Origin of the sequence: Promicromonospora sp. NPDC050262, from assembly GCF_040655935.1 — a bacterium.
In the GTDB taxonomy this organism is placed as follows: domain Bacteria; phylum Actinomycetota; class Actinomycetes; order Actinomycetales; family Cellulomonadaceae; genus Promicromonospora.
The window spans coordinates 146086-165181 of record NZ_JBFAKX010000008.1 but is presented as its reverse complement, the minus strand read 5'-3'; the positions used below and the strand labels follow the sequence as shown (position 1 = coordinate 165181).

Here is a 19096-nt window from a genome sequence, read left to right as displayed (position 1 = left end):
GTGGCGGTCAGGCCTCCTGCGCGGCCGCCCAGGCGTAGGCCGGATCCGTGGCGAGCAGGTCCTCGTGCCGGCCCCGGGCCACGACGGTTGCCGGTGCCCCGGCCGAGTCCGGTGCGCCCGCTGTACCGTCCGCCAGGAGCAGCACCTCGTCCGCGACGGCGAGCGGCGTCAGCCGGTGCGTGGCCAGCAGCACCGCGCGGCCCGTCGCGCGGGCGTGCGCGGCGACGGCGTCCACCAGCGCGTCGGCGGTCCGCCCGTCGAGATGCTCGGCCGGTTCGTCCACGAGCAGCACCCGGGCAGGCGCCAGCAGGGCCCGCGCCACCAGCAGCCGACGGCGCTCGCCGCCCGAGACCGCCGCCGCGTCCGTGCCGACCACGGTGTCCAGGCCGGTCGGCAGCGCGGCGAGCCAGTCGCCCAGCCCGACGGCGTCGAGCGCCCCGCGGGCCTCGTCCGCGGTGACGTCCCCGCGCGCGACCCGGAGATTCTCCAGCACGGTGGTGTCGAACACGTGCCCGTCCTCGGCGACGAACAGCGCGTCCGGGACCCGCTCGGTCGGTGGACCGTCAGGTGATCGGTAGTCCGGGCCGCCGATCACCTGACGATCTACCGACCTTTCGACGATGCCGGCCACGGGAGCGATCAGCCCGGCCGTCGTCATCAGCAGGGTCGTCTTGCCGACGCCGGACGCGCCCGCCAGCGCGACGACCGACCCCGGCCGCAGTGTGAGGGACACCCCCTCGACGGCCACGACCGGCCCGCCGTCCGCACCGGGCCAGCCCGCGGCGACGTCACTGAGGGTGAGCAGCGCCGCGTCGGCACCACCCCCCGACGTGTCAGACGCACAGATCCCCCGAGTGACCTGTGTGTCTGACACGTCAGCTTGGTCGGCGGGCAGCAGTGCCAGCAGCCGCCGCGCCGCCTCGCGCGACCGGTGCAGCTGGACCGCAGCGGCGGGCAGCCCCGCGGTCGCCTCGAACACGGCGAGCGGCGTCAGCACGATCACCGTCAGCGCCTCGGGCGACAGCGTCCCGGCCAGCGCCGCCGGGATCCCGAACGCCAGCGACGCCAGCACCGCGAGGCCCTGGGCCAGCGCCCCCAGAGCGGCGGCGCGGCCGGAGGTGCGGGCGCCGTCGTCGGCGACGGCGGACAGGCGCGCGTCGGCGGCGTCCAGGTCGGCCAGCCGCGCGTCGAACCGACCCGCGACGCGCAGCGGCGCCGACTCCTCCAGGAGCTCCAGCGACAGCGCCGTGACCTCGCCGCGGGCCGCCGCGCCCCGCGCCTCGGTCCGGGCCGCGGCCCGCGCGGCGAGCCAGGGCGTCACGACGCCCGCCAGCACCAGGCAGAACGCCAGCGCCACGCCCGCGGCGGGCAGCAGCACACCCAGCAGGATCACGGAGCCGAGCGACGTCACCACCGCGACGCCGGCGGGCACCATCGCGCGCACCACGACGTCACCGACGTCGTCGACGTCCTGCCCGATCCGCGCCAGGAGCTCGCCGCGCCGGACGGTGACCGGCCGGTCGTCCGCGGCCAGCCGCTCGTACAGGTTGGCGCGCAGGGCGGCCATGCCCCGCAGGGCGACGTCGTGCGAGGCGAGGCGCTCGCAGTAGCGCAGCACGCCGCGCCCGATGCCGAAGGCCCGCACCGACACGACCGCCACCGAGAGGGTGAGCACCGGCGGCATCTGCGACGCGCGGGCGACCAGCCAGGCGGCGACGGCGGCGAGCCCGATCGCGCAGGCCAGGGCCAGCACGCCCAGCGCGATCGCCGCGGCGACCTTGCCGGGCCGGACCTCCAGCAGCGGCAGGATGCGCCGCAGCGGATCGCGGCCCGGTCCGGGCGTGGGGGAGGTCGGACGGGCCGGCTCCCGGGTCAGCTGGTCGGTCATCGTGTCCCCCGGTCGATCGCGAGGTCGGACGCCGGCCCGTCCGCGGAGCCGGGCGCACCGCCCGCGGGCGTGGCCGGCTCTGTCGGGTCCGCGGCGTCCGACGAGCCCGGCGAGTCCGCCCGGTCCGTCGGGTCCGTCGCGTCCGTCGGGTCCGCCGCCGAGCGGACGTCGATCACCTGGTCCGCGAGGGCGAGCAGCGATGCCCGGTGCGCGACGACGAGCACGGTCCGCCCGGCGTCGCGCCAGGCCCGGACCGTGTCGAGCACGGCCTGCTCGCCACGCGCGTCGAGGTGCGCGGTCGGCTCGTCGAGGATCACCAGCGGCCGGGCGGTCGCGTCGTCGAGCAGGGCGGACGTGAGCGCGACCCGCTGGCGCTGCCCCACGGACAGCCCCACCCCGCCGAGCCCGACGCGGGTGTCCCACCCGTCGGGCAGCGAGCCGACGACGGCGTCCAGCCCGGTCAACCGCGCCGCCCCGGCGAGGGCCAGGTCGCCGTCCGCGTCCGAGACACCGGTCCGGGCCCCCTCCAGCACGACGTCCCGGAGCCGCCCCGGCGGGAGCGCGGGCCGCTGCGGCACCCAGGTGAGCCCGGCCCACCAGCCCGAGAGGTCGTCGGCGGACGCGTCGGCCAGGTCGCGGAACGTGCCGTCGCCCAGGAGCAGACCCACCCGCCCGGCATCCGGTGCCAGCAGCCCGAGAATCGTGAGCACGGCGGTCGACTTCCCCGCACCGCTGGGCCCCCGCAGCGCGACGACCAACCCACCCGTACCGCCGCGGCCCCCGCCCGCGCCCCCGGCTCCGAGCGGAATCCGAGCCGACAACCCGGCAGGAGCGACCACCCCCCGCCCCCCGGCCCGCACGGAAACCCCCTCCAACACCACGGCCTCCGCACGAAGAGCGTCACCCTCGCGCCGTGCACCCACCGCAGCGCCGCCCCCACCCGCCGGCCCCAGACCCCTGCCACCCACCCCACCATCGGCGTCGCTGTCGCCACCCACCCCAGGAGGCGAGTCACCAGCCGAGGTCGGAGGGCGAGGACGTCCCTGCGCCGCCGTCAAGCCGTAGCGGAGGGAGCGAGGAACGAGCGAGCGTGAGCGAGGCGGCGCAGGGACGTCCTCGCCCTCCGACCGGACCGGACCGGAGGAACCAGAACCAAGCAGAGCAAAAGCCCGATCCACAGCCGCCACCCCGTCCACCGACGCATGAAACTCGGCCCCCACGCGCCGCAGCGGCAGATAGATCTCCGGCGCCAGCACCAGCACCGCCAACGCCGGCTCCAGCAGCATGGCGCCCTCCACGAGCCGCAGTCCGACGCCCACGGCGATGATCGCCACCGACAGCGTGGTGAGCAGCTCCAGCACCATCGAGGACAGGAACGCGATCCGCAGCGTGCCCATCGTGGCCCTGCGCGAGGCGTCGCCCAGCGCGCGCACCCGTTCGCCCGGCCCGAACGACCGGCCGAAGGCGCGCAGGGTCGGGAGCCCGGCGACCAGGTCGAGCACCTGGGCGCCGAGCCGCTCCACGGTGGCGAGGCGGCGCTCCGAGGTTCCCGCCGTCAGCCGCCCCACGAGCACCATGAACACGGGCACGAGCGGCAGCGTCACGATCGCGATGACGGCCGAGACCCAGTCCAGGCCGAACACCACGCACACGAGGGCGGGGGTGAGCAGCGCCGTCAGCACGAGCTGCGGCACGTACCGCACGAGATACGGCTCCAGCGCGTCCAGGCCGCGCGTCGCGAGGGTCGCGACCTCGGCCTCGGGGCTCGCCCCGCTCCCGTTGCCCGACGCCGCGGCGGGGATGTTCGCCGCCGCGCCGCCGTCCGCCGTACTGATGCCGGGCGCCGCGCCGTCTGTCGCCGCCGGACCGCCTGCGACACCACCGCCGTCCGCCGTCGGCCAGCTCGCCCGCGGGCCGCGCAGCGCCCACGCCTCCACCACGGCGCGCCGCAGCTCGGCGATGGTGCGGGCGGCCGCGCGCAGCGCGTACCGCTCCTGGGCCCAGGCGACGGCGGCGCGCCCCGCGACGACGAACGCGAGCCACGCGACGGAGCGCACCAGCTCCGGCCCGGCAACGCCGTCCCCGCGCACCACCGGCGTCAGGATCGCGGCGATGAGGAGCGCCTGCGCCACGATCAGCCCGGCGGCGGCCACGCCGAGCCCGACCGTGAGCGCCACGTACCAGCGGGCCGCGTGCACCTGCCGCAGCAGGCGGGGGTCGAGGGGCTTCATGACGTGATGTTCCCGTACCTGTCCGGGGTCCGGCTCAGAACGCCGACTCCTTGATCTTCTTCCAGGTCAGGCCGGCCGGCGCGGGGATGTGGTCCACCGTGAGCCGGCGCCGGAAGACCCAGTAGGTCCACCCCTGGTAGAGGATCACCAGGGGAGTGAGGAACGCGGCCACCCAGGTCATGATGGTCAGGGTGTACGGGGTCGACGACGCCTCGGCGATGGTCAGGGAGTTCCCGCCGTCCAGGCCGGGCATGACGTCAGGGAACATGGAGCCGAAGATCAGCACCACGGCCGCGACGATCGCCACGGCCGACAGCCCGAAGGCCCAGCCCTCGCGCCCGACCCGGTTCGTCAGCGCGACGCCGACCAGGCCCAGCGCGGCGACCGCCACGGCCGCCCAGGTCCAGGTCACGGAGAACGCGAGCTGTGCCCAGAGAGCCCACCCGCCGGCCACCAGCAGGGCCACCAGCGACAGCACGCCGGCGAACCGCCGCGCCCGGGCCCGGATCTCACCGTCGGTCTTCAGCGCCACAAACACGGACCCGTGCAGCAGGAACAGCACGAGTGTCGTGGCGCCGCCGAGCAGCGAGAACGGGTTGATCAGGGCCCAGAACCCGCCCACGTACTGGTGCGCCTCGTCGAGCTGGACACCGCGGACCAGGTTGGCGAACGCCACGCCCCAGAGCAGGGCGGGCACCCAGGAACCCACCTGGATCGCGACGTCGCAGCGCCGTGCCCAGAGGGCGTCGGAGATCTTGCCGCGGTACTCGATGGCGACACCGCGCACGATCAGTGCCACCAGGATGACGAGCAGCGGCAGGTAGAACCCGGAGAACAGGGTGGCGTACCACTCGGGGAACGCCGCGAAGGTGGCGCCGCCCGCGGTGATCAGCCACACCTCGTTGCCGTCCCAGACGGGTCCGATGGTGTTCAGGAGGACCCGACGTTCCTTCTCCCGGTGCTCCGCCCTGCCACGGGGGAGCAGGGACATGAGCATCCCGACGCCGAAGTCGAACCCCTCGAGCACGAGGTACCCGGTCCACAGGATCGCGATGATGAAGAACCACAGGAGTGCGAGGTCCACGGTCACTTCCTTGTCTGAAGGGTCTGAAGGGTCTGAAGGGTCTGAAGGGTCTGGAGGTCGGGGGTCTTGCGGGGCGGGAGCATCCTCAGTACGCGAACGAGAGGGGCCGGTCGGAGTCGTCCGGGGCGGCCTCGGGCGACTCGTCGCGGACGGTCGTGGGCACGCCCTCGATCGCGTACCGGTGGATGAGGCGGTACCAGACCACGGCCAGCACGCCGTAGAGCAGCGTGAAGACGATCATCGAGGTGAGCACCATGCCCGGGCTCACCACCTCCGATACGCCGCGCATGGTGAGCAGGCGGATCTGGTCGATGCCGGTGGGGTTGGGCGCCACCACCCAGGGCTGGCGGCCCATCTCGGTGAAGATCCAGCCGAACGACGAGGCGAGGAACGGTGTGGGGATCGCGATGAGGCCGATGCGGGCGAGCCACTTGTTGTCGCTGACGCGGCCGCCGCGGGTGAACCAGAGGGCGGCCAGGGCGAGCAGCGCGGACCCGGCGGCGAACCCGATCATGAGCCGGAAGCTCCAGTAGGTGACGGCGAGGTTCGGCGTGTACGAGATGGCGTTGCCGTCGTCGTCGGTCTCGCCGTACCGCTCGGAGTACTCCTGCTGCACGTCGTTCACGCCGGGCAGGAAGCTCTCCGGTCCGGAGAAGTGCCCCGTGCCGAGGTAGCTGGCCAGGCCGGGCACCTCCAGGATGTGCCGCACGCCCTCGCACGAGTTGGACAGGTCGCCGATCGTGAGGATCGAGAAGTTCGCCGCTTCCTCGCCCTCGCACAGCGCCTCGGCCGACGCCATCTTCCCGGGCTGCTGCTCGAACATCAGCTTGCCCTGGGCGTCGCCCGTCAGCGCCACGCCGACGCCGGCCACCAGCATGACCACTGTGCCGAGGATCACGGCGGGGCGGTACACGTTCCGGGCGAGCTCGACGGACTCGGGCTTCTTGGTCCGGGCCAGCCGCACCATCCACCACGTGGCGATGCCCGCCACGAACGTCCCGGCCGTCAGGAACGCGGCCGCGACCGCGTGCGGGAAGGCCGCCCACAGCGTGTTGTTGGCGAGGATCGCCCAGATGGACTCCATCTCGGCGCGGCCGGTCTCGGGGTTGTACCGGGCGCCCACGGGGTGCTGCATCCACGAGTTGGCGGCCAGGATGAAGAAGGCCGACAGGTTCACCGCGATCGCCACGGCCCAGATGCAGGCCAGGTGCACCTTCTTGTTCAGGCGGTCCCAGCCGAAGATCCACAGGCCGAGGAACGTCGACTCCACGAAGAACGCGGCGAGGGCCTCCATGGCCAGCGGGGCGCCGAACACGTCGCCGACGAACCGGGAGTACTCGCTCCAGTTCATGCCGAACTGGAACTCCTGGACGATGCCCGTCACGACGCCGAGCGCGAAGTTGATCAGGAAGAGCTTGCCGAAGAACTTGGTCAGCCTCAGCCACCGCTCGTTCCCCGTCCGGACCCAGGCGGTCTGCATGATCGCGACGAGCGGGGCCAGCCCGATCGTGAGCGGGACGAAGATGAAGTGATAGACGGTGGTGATGCCGAACTGCCAGCGTGCCAGGTCGAGAGCTTCCACTCCGGGCTCCTGAGGTGTGTCTCCGAAACGGCTTCTTCCCTTGGGACGCTAGGCCTGATCTGCCAGGTCCGCGCGTTGCCACGGGGTGAAGGCGTCGCTTGTGAATGTCTTCACAAGGCACTGTACACGGACTTGGAGCGCGGTTTGGCTCTTTGTTGCCCAAGGCTCAGATGCGGGCGGTGCAGGCATGGTCTCCTGTGCGATACTGGTCGAACCCGCGCAGGCCACATCCCTGCGTGGACTGCAGAGTCCAACACTGCCCGCGATCCGCACGCGGTGCCGCAGTCACGACAGAACGTGGCCGCAGGCGTCCGCGAAGACCGCAGGAACAGGGCCGCAGCCGAGACTTCCGTCCAGATGTGTCGCTTCGCCGCGGCGCATCCACCGGACGACCGACCGCCTGGCGGTCCGCATGGTGTGGAGCGGACGCCGGCTACAGGAGCACCTCACGTGACGCCTTCCAGCACCACCGGTTCGACCATCGGGTCACAGGATGATCACGACGCACCTGAGGCGAACGCCCAGGTCACCACTGGTGGGGAGGCTCCGGCGGACGCGACGCCGGCCAAGCGCCCGCGTCGTCGGGCCACACGGTCCGTCGTCTCGACGGCGACGAACGTCGAGCCCATCGTCGTCGGCCCGTCCGACGCCCCCGCGGCACCGGCGGAGAGCCAGCCCGTGACCACGGGCGGCACCGCGGCGGTCGCGACCTCCGCGGCCCCCGCGGCCGGTGAACCCACCACCAAGCGCCCGCGCCGTCGCGCCACGCGCGGCGTCTCCTCGCCCACCGCGGCCGAGGCGCCCGCCGCTGCGGCTCCCGCCGAGGAGCCGACGGCGGCCCGGCCGGTCGCCGCGGAGCCCGTCGTGGCCGAGGAGATCGCGCCCGCTGAGACGGAGATCACCGCGGACGCGGCTCCCGCCGTCGAGCCCGCGGTCGAGCCCGAGGCCGTCGTGGCGGCCGAGCCCGAGGTTGCCGCGGAGCCCGAGGCTTCCGTCGAGCCCGAGGCGCCCGCCGAGCAGGCCGCCCCGCTCGACCTCGACCTGCCGGAGCCCGTCGCTGCCGAGGCTGCCGCCGAGGAGCCGGCCCGCGGTGTCGCGAGCCTCGACGACATCGTGCTGCCCGGCGGCCCGTCCGCCGAGCCCGCCGAAGCGACGGAGAAGGCCGCGCCGAAGCGCCGGACCCGCCGGAAGGCCGAGCCGACGGCGGAGGCCGCCTCGGCAGAGCCGTCGGCCGAGGCCACGGCGGAGCCCGAGCCCGCGCCCAAGCGCAGCCGGTCACGCCGCAAGCCCGTCGCGGAGCAGGCCGTCGAGCCCGCGCCGGCCGAGGATGCCCCGGTCGAGCCGGCTGCCGCCGAGACGCCCGCTGCGGAAGCGCCCGCCGCCGAGGCCCCGGCCGAGCCCGACGCGCGGGCCCGCACGCGTCGTGGCGGCCGCCGCCCGGCGTTCGAGCAGCCCGAGGCGCCCGCGCAGCCCGCGACGTCGCCCGCCGCGACCACGGCCGGCACGCGCGTGCCGCGTCTGGCCACCACGGCGCTGCTGTTCCAGGCGCCGGACGACTCGTCGGCGCGCCGTTCGCGCCGCGCGCAGGCCCCCGCCGGACCGCCGCGCCCGCAGGACCTGACGCCGACGTTCGCGCGTCCGGTCGCCCGCCCCGTCGAGCCGGCCGCCGAGCAGCCTGCCCCTCGGGCCGAGACCCCCGCGCCGCAGGCCGAGGCGCCCGTCGCCGACGCGCCCGCCGCGGAGGCACCCGCCGTCGCGCCCACGGAGGCGCGGTCGGAGACCGTCGCGGAGCCCCGCACCCGCCGGTCGGGTTCCCGCCGGGCCGTGCGCCGCACGGGTCCGAGCACCGAGCCGGCCGTTGCCGAGCCCGCCGCGCAGGAGAGCGCGCCCGCCCACGCCGAGCCCACGGGCGACGCGCCGGCCGAGACGCCTGCTCCCGAGGCCACCGTCCCGGCCGCCCCGCAGTTCATCGCCGCGGAGCTGAGCGAGGACGACGCGGCAGCGGTCGACGAGGTCGGCGCCATCGAGGAGGAGCTGGTCGCCGAGGGCGTCGAGCTCGAGGAGCTCGCCCCGGAGGACTTCGAGGAGTACGACGACGAGGAGGTGCGCCCGTCGCGCCGTCGTCGTCGCCGGGGTGGCCGGGGCCGCCGCGGCGGCCGCACGAACCGCGCGGACGACATGGACGACTCGGCGGACGAGGACCAGGACGACGAGTCCGAGGAGGACGCGGACGCACAGTCGTCCGCGGACGAGGAAGGCGACGCCGAGGACGCCGGCCAGGATGCCGCGGAGGGTGACGAGGGCGAGGGCGAGGGCGGCAGCCGTCGTCGGCGCCGGCGTCGCCGGGGCACCCGTGGCGAGCGGGCCGAGGCCGCGGCCGCCCGCACGAGCCGCAGCGACGAGGTCACCGCGCTGAAGGGCTCGACCCGTCTCGAGGCGAAGCGTCAGCGTCGCCGCGAGGGTCGCGACCACGGCCGGCGCCGCCAGATCATCACCGAGGCCGAGTTCCTGGCCCGCCGCGAGTCGGTGCAGCGGTCGATGATCGTGCGCGAGAAGGACGGCCGCACGCAGATCGCGGTGCTGGAGGACGGCGTGCTCGTGGAGCACTACGTCTCGCAGCAGTCGCAGGCGTCGATGGCCGGCAACGTGTACCTGGGCCGCGTCCAGAACGTGCTGCCGTCCATGGAGGCCGCGTTCGTCGACGTCGGCAAGGGCCGCAACGCCGTGCTGTACGCCGGCGAGGTCAACTGGGACGCGGCGGGCCTGGAGGGCCAGCCGCGCCGGATCGAGCAGGCGCTCAAGTCGGGCGACTCCGTCCTGGTGCAGGTCACCAAGGACCCGATCGGCCACAAGGGTGCCCGGCTCACGAGCCAGGTCACGCTGGCCGGCCGGTACCTCGTGTTCGTGCCCGGCGGCGGCATGACCGGCATCAGCCGCAAGCTGCCCGACACCGAGCGGTCGCGCCTCAAGAAGATCCTCCGCGAGGTGGTCCCGGACGGCGCGGGCGTCATCGTGCGCACCGCCGCCGAGGGGGCGAGCGAGGACGAGCTGCGTGCCGACGTCGAGCGTCTGCAGGGCCAGTGGGACGCCATCCAGGCCAAGTCCAAGAAGGCGAACGCCCCGGCCCTGCTGCAGGGTGAGCCGGACATGGCGATCCGCGTGGTCCGCGACATCTTCAACGACGACTTCTCGTCGTTGGTGGTGCAGGGCGAGGGTGCGTGGGACGAGATCGCGCACTACGTCGAGGAGCTGGCCCCGGACCTGCGCGAGCGCGTGTCCAAGTGGGTCGAGAACACCGACGTGTTCACGGTGCACCGGGTGGACGAGCAGCTCGCCAAGGGTATGGACCGCAAGGTCTGGCTCCCGTCGGGCGGCTCGCTGGTCATCGACCGCACCGAGGCCATGACCGTCGTGGACGTCAACACCGGCAAGTTCACCGGTGCGGGCGGCACGCTCGAGGAGACCGTCACGCGGAACAACCTCGAGGCGGCCGAGGAGATCGTGCGGCAGCTCCGCCTGCGCGACATCGGCGGCATCATCGTCATCGACTTCATCGACATGGTGCTGGAGTCCAACCGTGACCTCGTGCTGCGGCGCCTCGTCGAGTGCCTCGGCCGGGACCGCACCAAGCACCAGGTGGCGGAGGTGACCTCGCTGGGCCTGGTCCAGATGACGCGCAAGCGCGTGGGCCAGGGTCTGGTCGAGGCGTTCTCCGAGACCTGCGAGCACTGCAAGGGCCGCGGCTTCATCGTGCACGAGGAGCCGATCGAGAAGCCGGGCTCCGGCGTCGCCTCCGCTTCCGCCGCGGTCGACGAGAGCCCGCGCGCCGCGCGGTCGCGCCGCAAGCGCGGCAAGGAGGTCAAGGAGAAGGCGGCCCCCGCGCCCGAGCAGACGGCGCCGGTCGCCAGCCTGCCCGAGGAGCGGTCCGAGGCGCGCGAGGCGGTCAAGGCCACGCTCGCCACGATCGCCGCCGCGGCGCAGCACGCGCACGAGACGAAGGACGTGGCGGAGGACGGGCCCTCCACGCTGGACCAGATCCAGCTGCCCGCCGCCGGGTCCGGTGCGTCGGACTCCGCGTCGTCCGCCTCCGCCGCTTCGCCGGCTCCCGCAGACACCTCCGCCTCCGCGGACTCGCCGGCGGAAGCCGCGACGTCGGTGAGCGACGCGCCGGAGGGGGGCTCCGGCACTGGGCAGCCGGAACCGCCCAAAGGAGCTGGCGACGAGGTCGCCTGAGCCGAAGAAGGGTTTCTGGGCGCGGCTGATGGGCCGCTGACCTGATCCGGACGAGGGTCGCCACCGCGAGGTGGCGGCCCTCGTTTTTTCGTGCCCACACGTGGCTCGGGAACCGCCTTCGACGGCTGCCCGGGAACTTGCTCCGCAGAGTGGTTGCGGCCCTCATGCGTTCTGTGGTTCATTAGTCGAGTAATGAACCAACGAGGCGCGACCGAGACGATGGAGACCGAGATGACAACGATCGCCGCGAGGCCGACCACCCGGCTGGGGTACGTCGACAACCTGCGGATCCTGCTGACCGTGCTGGTCCTGGCCCACCATTGCGCCCTGACCTACGGCGCTCTCCCGATGTGGTACTGGACCGAGCCCAGCGAGAGCCTGTCCGGGCTCGCGCTCCTGGCGTTCGTCGTCGCGAACCAGTTCTGGTTCATGGGCTTCTTCTTCCTGCTCTCCGGTCTGTTCGTGCCCGGTTCGGTGGACCGCAAGGGGCCGGGTGCGTTCGCCCGCGACCGGCTCGTCCGCCTGGGCGTCCCGCTGGTCGCCTTCTGGCTGGTCGCGCGGCCGGTGCTGTCCCTGCCGGGCTGGCCCGAGCGCCGCGCACAGGGGGAGTCGTTCCTCCACTTCTGGTTCAGCGCGGGCGACCCCGGCCCCATGTGGTTCGTCGAGGTGCTCCTGGTGATGTCGCTCGCCTATGCGGCGTTCCGCGCCCTGCGGGCACGGTCCGCGGCCCGGCCCGGCGCCCTGGCGGCTCCGGCCGACGGCGCCGCGGACGGCGTTCCGGCCCTGGCCGCGCAGCCCCTGAGCTTCCGGATGATCGCCGGGTTCGTCGCGGTACTGACCGTCGTGACCGCCCTCTGGCGGCTCGCCGTCCCCCTCGGTACGTACTGGGTGGGTGTCGGCCTCCCGACGCCGGCCTACCTGCCGCAGTACGTGCTGCTCTTCGTCGCGGGGCTCCTCGCCGCGCGCCGTGGCTGGCTGACCGCGCTCACGGTGCGGCAGGGACGGGTCGCGCTGATCGTGGCGCTCGTCGGGGTGGGGCCGGCGCTCGGCGTGTCGGCCCTCGCGAGCGCGCCGGACGCCGGGATCCTCGCGCTGCTCGGCCAGAGCCTCACCGAGAACGTCGTCGCCATCGGCGCGGTCGTGGGCCTGCTGGTGCTGTTCCGGGAGCGGTTCTCGGGGCAGCCCGCCTGGGCCCGGTTCGCCGCGCGGCACTCGTTCGCGGTGTACGTCATCCACCCGCTGGTGCTGGTGGGCGTCGCGGTGCTGCTGTCGCCGCTCGTGGCCCCCGCGGGCGTGAAGTTCCTGGTGCTGCTCGCCCTGTCGGTACCGCTGTGCTGGGGCGTCGCCTACCTGCTGCGGCGCATCCCGGGCGTGGCGCGCGTGCTGTAGGTGTCGTCGGCCGCGGGAGGTGGGTACGCCTGGGGAGGGGTAACGGAGAGCGAGCACTGCTACGTCTCCGCTACCTCTCCCCAGGCGTTGCGCTCATCTCCCGGTCGGGCGGGCGCCAGGATGCTTGACTGGCACCCATGGAAGACGGTCTGGGCGCGGGACGCCTCGAGGTCATCGCCGGCCCGATGTTCGCGGGCAAGTCCGAGGAGCTGCTGCGCCGGGTGCGTCGCGCCCGGATCGCGCGGCGCGGCGTGGTCGTGGTGAGCCACGCCCTGGACGACCGGCGCGGCGTCGGCCGGGTGACGTCGCACTCCGGCCAGGGCGTGCCGTCGCACACGGTGTCGGATGCCGGCGAGATCCCCGGCCTGCTCGGTCCGGGGACCGAGCTCGTCGCCGTCGACGAGGCCCAGTTCTTCGGCGCGGGCCTGGTGCCCGTCGTCTCCGACCTGGCGGACCGCGGGCTCGTGGTGGTCGTCGCCGGGCTGTCCGTCACCTTCGACGGGCAGCCCTTCGCACCCCTGCCCGAGCTCATGGCGCTGGCCGAGTCCGTGGAGAAGCTCACGGCGGTCTGCTCCGTCTGCGGGGCGGACGCCGCCTTCCACGTGCGGCTGCCCGGCGCGCCGCCCGTGCCCGACGCCGGCTCCGCCCAGCCGGACGACGCGCTCGTGCCGGTCGCGGCGCACGTGGGCGGGTCGGAGTCGTACGAGGCCCGCTGCCGGAGGCACGCCGCCGTCGCGGGATGACCGGGGTCGTCAGACCTTGCGCATCAGCGTGTACTGCGGGCAGTCGAACGGGTCGCGTGCGGCGAGCCCCACCTTGTTGAGGTAGTTGACGACGATCATGTACGACCGCGCCAGGCTGGTCTCCGTGTAGGGGATCCCGAGCGTCGCGCAGTGCTCCCGGACGATCTCCGCGGTCCTGATGAGGTGCGGGCGCGGCATGCTCGGGAAGAGGTGGTGCTCGATCTGGAAGTTGAGGCCGCCCATCAGGATGTTCATGAACCGGCCGCCGCGGATGTTCCGCGAGGTGAGGACCTGCTTGGACAGGAAGTCGATGCGGCTGTCGGCGGGGATGATCGCCATGCCCTTGTGGTTCGGGGCGAACGACGCGCCCATGTAGACACCGAACACGGCCAGCTGCACGCCGAGGAACGCGAAGGCCATGCCGGGCGGCAGTGCCCAGAACAGGATCGCGACGTAGACGCCGAGACGGATCGTGATGGTGACGAGCTCGCGGACGCGGGAGCGCAGGGTCTCGGGGCTGCCCTTGAGCAGCGAGCGGACCGAGATGAGGTGCAGGTTCAGGCCCTCGAGCGTGAGCAGCGGGAAGAACAGCCAGCCCTGGTACCGGTTGATCAGACGGACCAGCCCGCGGTTCTGTCGCACGCCCTCCTCCGTGAACGCGATGGTGTCGTTCTCGATGTCCGGGTCCTTGCCCATCTTGTTCGGGTTGGCATGGTGCCTGGTGTGCTTGGTCATCCACCACGAGTAGCTGATGCCGACGACGACGTTGGCCAGCAGCCGCCCCACGCGGTCGTTGCGGGGGCCGGACTCGAAGACCTGCCGGTGCGAGGCCTCGTGGGCCACGAAGGCGAACTGGGTCAGGACGAGGCCGAGCGCGCCGGCCATCAGGAGCTGGAGCCACGAGTCGCCCAGGAGCACGAAGCCGGTGACGATCCCACCGAGCGCGACCGTGAGCGCGGCGAGGACCCAGGCGTAGTAGCGGTGAGCCCGGCCCAGCAGGCCGGCGTCGCGCACCGTGCGGGCCAGCGACGAGTACGTGCTGGTCACGGGCTCGGCGCCGGGATCACGGGGTGCGGTCGGTCGAAAGCCGTCGCGGACGGCGGGGGCAGCTTGGGCCATGTGGTCCTCACATGCTTGGGTTCGACTTCCCAGCCGTGGAGTTGGACGGTGCCGCCCGCGTGCAGATGCTCTCGAGCCTACGGGACCGTAGGTTGGCGTCCCAGGGGGCAGTTGTGGATGGCTCGCGAAGGATTGAAGACGGTATGTTTACCTTCGCCAGACATTTCGGACGTGCGCTGCACTCCGGCTCAGTCCTCGATCCCCTCGGTCGGACTGTGCCTGCACTCCGCTTCGGGCGCGTGCCTCGTTCCTCGGCCCGCACCCTGCGCTGCACTCCGGCTCAGTCCTCGATCAGCGGGACGAAGCGGTATCCGCCGTGGTCGGTCGCGCGGGTGCGTCCGTCGGGCAGGCGCTCGATGAGCAGCAGCGTCGTCCGGACGGGGATGACCATCCGGCCGCCGATCCCCACCTGCTCCACCAGGGTGCGCGGCAGCGCGGCCGCGGACGCCGAGACGAGGACGCGGTCCCAGCCGCCCTCCTGGGGATGGCCCAGCACGCCGGGTGCCGAGTGCTCGATCGTCGCCCAGCCCATCCCGGTGCGGCCGACGTTGGCGGCGCCCCAGTCGGCGAGCCGGCTGTCGCGCTCGACGCCCAGCACCAAGCCCTGCGGCCCCGTCAGGTAGGCCAGCAGAGCCGTGGTCCAGCCGGAGCCCGCGCCGACGTCGAGCACTCGCGCGCCGAGCGGAATCCGCAGCAGGCGGAGCATGGCGGCCACCGTCGTGGGCTGCGAGGAGGTCTGGCCGCGACCGATCGGCAGCGGCTGGTCCTGACCGGCGAACGGGCGCTGGGACCGGGGCAGGAAGTCGCGGCGAGGTATGGCGCGCATCGCTCGCGCGATGTCGTCGTGCTCGGCAGCCGGCTCGGAAACCATGTGGTATCACCTGAGCCCAGGGTAGGCACACGCGGATCAAGGTCGCCAGGTGCTCTATTCCGGACCGGCCTCGTCGTGGACCGCCGGCCCTCTCGACGGGGCGTGGCCCCCCGGGGTGGGCAAGGCCACGTCGCCGCCGGTTTGAACCCGCTGAGGCCATCGCGTAACCTTGTGCTTCGGTGTGCTGTCTGCGCACCCGTCCTGCGTGCCCATGGCGCATCGCACTCGACCGCCGCGGCGGAGCGAGTCACAGCAAAGCCGATGATCTCCGTCGTGCGCGCACGCCAAGACTAGAGAGATGAGTTGAACGTGGTTTACGCGATCGTCAAGGCCGGTGGCCGCCAGGAGAAGGTGTCCGTCGGGACCATCGTCGTCATGGACCGTGTCCAGGCGACCGCCGGTGAGACCGTCGAGCTCCCGGCCCTCCTGCTCGTGGACGGGGAGAAGGTGACCACCGACGCGAAGAAGCTGGCGAAGGTCAAGGTCACCGCTGAGGTCGTGCGGGACGAGAAGGGTCCCAAGATCACGATCCTCAAGTACAAGAACAAGACCGGTTACCGGAAGCGTCAGGGCCACCGCCAGTCGCTGACCCGCCTCAAGGTCACCGGCATCAAGTGACTTCCGCTGCGGGCCTCCTCTGACGAGTGAGCCCGCGCGAGCCAGATACTTCTTCTTCTCCTTCGTCCCGAAAGACAGGTCAGCCAGATGGCACACAAGAAGGGCGCGAGCTCCTCGCGCAACGGTCGTGACTCCAACGCCCAGCGCCTCGGCGTGAAGCGCTTCGGTGGCCAGGTCGTGAAGGCCGGCGAGATCATCGTCCGCCAGCGCGGCACCCACTTCCACCCCGGCGTGAACGTCGGCCGCGGCAAGGACGACACCCTGTTCGCCCTCGACGCCGGCGCCGTGCAGTTCGGCACCCGTCGTGGCCGCAAGGTCATCGACATCGTCGCCGCCGAGGTCTGAGCCTCGGCTTCCGCGTGAGGGGGCGCACCGGTGACGGTGCGCCCCCTCACGTCTTTTCATGAGCGGCCCTGGGCCGCTCCACCTGAGCAGTACCTGAGAGGATCGAGACATGGCCAGCTTCGTGGACCGGGTGGTTCTGCATGCCGCCGGCGGTAACGGCGGGAACGGCTGCGCCTCGATCCGCCGCGAGAAGTTCAAGCCCCTCGCGGGGCCCGACGGCGGCAACGGCGGTGACGGCGGGACGGTGAGGCTCGTCGTCGACGCCAACACCACCACCCTCCTGGAGTACCACCACTCGCCGCACCGGCGGGCGACGTCGGGCACCCAGGGGATGGGCGACGACCGGGACGGCGCCAACGGCGGCGACCTCGTCCTGAGTGTGCCGGACGGCACCGTCGTGAAGGACCTGGACGGCAACGTCCTGGCCGACCTCGTGGGCGAGGGCGCGGAGTACGTGGTCGCCGCGGGCGGCAAGGGCGGGCTCGGCAACCGCGCGCTGTCGTCGCCGAGGCGCAAGGCCCCGGGCTTCGCGCTGCTCGGCGAGGAGGGCGAGACCGCGGAGGTCGAGCTCGAGGTCAAGACCATCGCCGACGTCGCGCTGGTGGGTTTCCCGAGCGCGGGCAAGTCGTCGCTGATCGCCGCGATCTCCGCCGCGCGTCCCAAGATCGCCGACTACCCGTTCACCACGCTGGTGCCGAACCTCGGCGTGGTGCAGGCGGACCAGTCGCGGTTCACCGTCGCGGACGTGCCGGGCCTGATCCCGGGCGCGAGCGAGGGCAAGGGCCTGGGCCTGGAGTTCCTGCGGCACATCGAGCGCACGGCGATGATCGTGCACGTGCTGGACTGCGCCACGCTGGAGCCGGGCCGCGACCCGATCAGCGACCTCGACGTGATCGAGGCCGAGCTTGCCGCGTACTCGGGCGACATCGGCATCGCGGGCGGCCGCGTGCCGCTCGCCGAGCGTCCCCGCCTCGTCGTGCTCAACAAGATCGACGTGCCCGAGGCGCGCGAGCTCGCGGACTTCGTCAAGGCAGACCTGGAGGCGCGCGGGCTGCGCGTCTTCGAGATCTCCACCGCGTCCCACGAGGGCCTGCGCGAGCTCAAGTTCGCCCTGGCCGAGGTCGTGGAGAAGGCGCGTGCGGACGCCCCCGCGCCGGAGCCCGCGCCGATCGTGCTGCGGCCGCGCGCCGTGAACGAGTCGAAGTTCACCGTGCGCCGGCTGGGTGGCGAGACCGCCTACTGGTTCGAGGTGCGCGGTACCAAGCCGGAGCGCTGGGTGCGGCAGACCGACTTCAACAACGACGAGGCCGTCGGCTTCCTCGCGGACCGGCTCGCCAAGCTCGGCGTCGAGGACGGCCTGTTCAAGGCGGGCGCCGTCGCGGGTGACGAGGTGCGGATCGGTGACCCGAACAACGCCGTCGTCTTCGACTGGGAGCCCACGCTGCAGACCGGCGCGGAGCTACTGGGCGGCCGTGGGACCGACCTGCGGCTCGACCAGAACGAGCGGCCCACGCGTGGCGACAAGCGCCGCGAGTTCACCGAGCGCATGGACGCCAAGGCCGAGGCCCGGCGCGAGCTGTGGACGGAGCGCGAGGCGGGCCACTGGACCGACCCCGACGCCGACTGAGCCGGAGCCGCAGGTTCGGCCGGCAGCCCAGCAGAGCCTGAGCAGTGTCAGACGTACAGGTCACCCGAGTGATCTGTACGTCTGACACGTCCGGTGGGGTGCCCGGCCCGTGGAATGAGCGAGCGTTCCGGGCGGGCCTCCGGAGAGGATGAGGGTGTGAACTCCCTCGACCCCTCGGTGAACGCCCACGACGCCTCGGAACCCCAGGACAGCCCGGCCGTCTCCGGCCCGCGGTCCGTGATCGCCACCGCCCGGCGCGTGGTGGTCAAGATCGGCTCGTCGTCGCTCACCGGCCCGGACGGGCACCTCGACGTCGGCGCGCTGCGCGGGGTGGTCCAGGTGCTCGCCGCCCGGCAGGCCGCGGGGGCCCAGGTCGTGCTGGTCACGTCGGGTGCGGTGTCGGCGGGCATCGGGCCGCTGGGGCTGGGGAGCCGCCCGCGCGATCTCGCCACCATGCAGGCCGCGGCCTCCGTGGGCCAGGGCCAGCTCGCCGGCCGGTACCAGGAGGAGTTCGCGGCGTTCGGCATCCAGATCGGGCAGATCCTGCTCACGGCCGAGGACACCGTCCGCCGCGCCCGCTACCGCAACGCGCAGCGCGCGCTGGACCGCCTGCTGGCGCTCGGGGTCGTGCCGGTCATCAACGAGAACGACGCCGTGACCACCGACGAGCTGAAGTTCGGCGACAACGACCGCCTCGCCGCGCTCGTGTCGCACCTCGTGCGCGCGGACGCCCTGCTGCTCCTGACCGACGTCGACGGCCTGCACGACGCCCCGCCGTCGCGCCCCGGCGCCCGCCGCATCCCGCTGGTCGACGACCTCGCGGAGATCGCGGGCGTCGAGGTGACCGCGCGCGGCAGCTCCGTCGGCACCGGCGGCATGGTCACCAAGCTGGAGTCGGTGCGGATCGCGACCGGCGCGGGCGTCCCCGCCGTCCTCACGCTCACCGCCAACGCGGCCGCCGCGCTCGCCGGGGACGACGTCGGCACCTTCTTCGCCGCCACGGGCCGCCGCACCTCGGCGCGCCGGCTCTGGATCGCGCACGCCGCCCGCACGCAGGGCCGCCTCCACCTGGACGACGGCGCCGCCCGTGCCGTGCTCGGCGGCCGAGCGTCGTTGCTGCCGGCCGGGATCACCCGGGCCGAGGGCCAGTTCGACGCGGGCGACCCGGTCGAGCTCGTCGCGCCCGACGGCGCCGTCGTCGCCCGAGGGCTGGTCGCCTTCGACGCGAGCGACCTGCCCGCGCTGTTGGGCCGCTCCACCTACGCGCTGCGGAAGGAGCTGGGGCAGGGGTACGACCGCGTGGTGGTGCACCGGGACGACCTGGTCCTGGAGACCGGCCGATGAGTTCTCCGGGGGAGTCCCGTCA

General features: G+C 73.2%; 13 protein-coding genes. 7 read left to right on the top strand and 6 right to left on the bottom strand.

Annotation, left to right across the window (positions count from 1 at the left end; all coding sequences use genetic code 11):
* Positions 1-7 precede the first annotated feature (7 nt).
* The 4 genes from cydC to AB0I29_RS14460 form a co-directional block, all read right to left on the bottom strand.
* A complete protein-coding gene (cydC, locus tag AB0I29_RS14475) occupies positions 8-1888 on the bottom strand; it encodes a thiol reductant ABC exporter subunit CydC (protein ID WP_357482407.1) in 1881 nt (626 codons plus the stop codon).
* Entirely contained in the window at positions 1885-4119 is a 2235-nt protein-coding gene (locus AB0I29_RS14470; protein WP_357482405.1) for an ABC transporter transmembrane domain-containing protein, read from the bottom strand. The genes cydC and AB0I29_RS14470 overlap by 4 nt, the downstream gene beginning before the upstream one ends.
* A gap of 34 nt (positions 4120-4153) precedes the next feature.
* Positions 4154-5203 carry a cytochrome d ubiquinol oxidase subunit II gene (gene cydB / locus AB0I29_RS14465; protein ID WP_357482403.1) on the bottom strand — a complete coding sequence of 350 codons (1050 nt, stop codon included), beginning with the start codon at positions 5201-5203 and terminating at the stop codon, positions 4154-4156.
* Between the two features lie 85 nt (positions 5204-5288).
* The gene (locus AB0I29_RS14460; protein WP_285108622.1) at positions 5289-6785 is read right to left on the bottom strand and encodes a cytochrome ubiquinol oxidase subunit I; all 1497 of its coding nucleotides are present in this window, start codon (positions 6783-6785) and stop codon (positions 5289-5291) included.
* Positions 6786-7235: 450 nt separating this feature from the next.
* Between AB0I29_RS14460 and AB0I29_RS14455 the strand changes: the two genes are divergently transcribed.
* The 3 genes from AB0I29_RS14455 to AB0I29_RS14445 all read left to right on the top strand — a co-directional run bounded on the left by AB0I29_RS14455 (position 7236) and on the right by AB0I29_RS14445 (position 13150).
* Complete coding sequence (locus AB0I29_RS14455; RefSeq protein WP_357482401.1) at positions 7236-11018, top strand: Rne/Rng family ribonuclease; 3783 nt, start codon at positions 7236-7238, stop codon at positions 11016-11018.
* Between the two features lie 231 nt (positions 11019-11249).
* Positions 11250-12407, top strand: a complete 1158-nt coding sequence (locus AB0I29_RS14450) for an acyltransferase family protein (RefSeq protein ID WP_357482399.1) — start codon at positions 11250-11252, stop codon at positions 12405-12407.
* Between the two features lie 137 nt (positions 12408-12544).
* Positions 12545-13150, top strand: coding sequence for a thymidine kinase (locus AB0I29_RS14445; protein ID WP_357482397.1), 606 nt, complete (start codon positions 12545-12547; stop codon positions 13148-13150).
* A 9-nt stretch (positions 13151-13159) separates the two neighbouring features.
* Here AB0I29_RS14445 and AB0I29_RS14440 read toward each other — a convergent pair whose 3' ends face one another.
* Positions 13160-14197, bottom strand: coding sequence for an acyl-CoA desaturase (locus tag AB0I29_RS14440; RefSeq protein WP_285108651.1), 1038 nt, complete (start codon positions 14195-14197; stop codon positions 13160-13162).
* Between the two features lie 352 nt (positions 14198-14549).
* Positions 14550-15140, bottom strand: a complete 591-nt coding sequence (locus AB0I29_RS14435; protein ID WP_285108618.1) for a protein-L-isoaspartate O-methyltransferase — start codon at positions 15138-15140, stop codon at positions 14550-14552.
* A 309-nt stretch (positions 15141-15449) separates the two neighbouring features.
* On the opposite strand from AB0I29_RS14435, the gene rplU reads away from it, so the two are divergent.
* From rplU to proB, 4 genes are all read left to right on the top strand, one after another.
* Positions 15450-15758: a 50S ribosomal protein L21 gene (gene rplU, locus AB0I29_RS14430; protein WP_108495114.1), complete on the top strand. Its 309-nt coding sequence runs from the start codon at positions 15450-15452 to the stop codon at positions 15756-15758.
* Positions 15759-15845: 87 nt separating this feature from the next.
* Complete coding sequence (gene rpmA, locus AB0I29_RS14425; RefSeq protein ID WP_036961235.1) at positions 15846-16103, top strand: 50S ribosomal protein L27; 258 nt, start codon at positions 15846-15848, stop codon at positions 16101-16103.
* A 109-nt stretch (positions 16104-16212) separates the two neighbouring features.
* On the top strand, positions 16213-17730 hold the full coding sequence (gene obgE, locus AB0I29_RS14420; protein ID WP_285108616.1) for a GTPase ObgE: 1518 nt from the start codon (positions 16213-16215) through the stop codon (positions 17728-17730).
* 156 nt (positions 17731-17886) lie between these two features.
* On the top strand, positions 17887-19074 hold the full coding sequence (gene proB / locus AB0I29_RS14415) for a glutamate 5-kinase (protein WP_357482393.1): 1188 nt from the start codon (positions 17887-17889) through the stop codon (positions 19072-19074).
* Positions 19075-19096 lie beyond the last annotated feature (22 nt).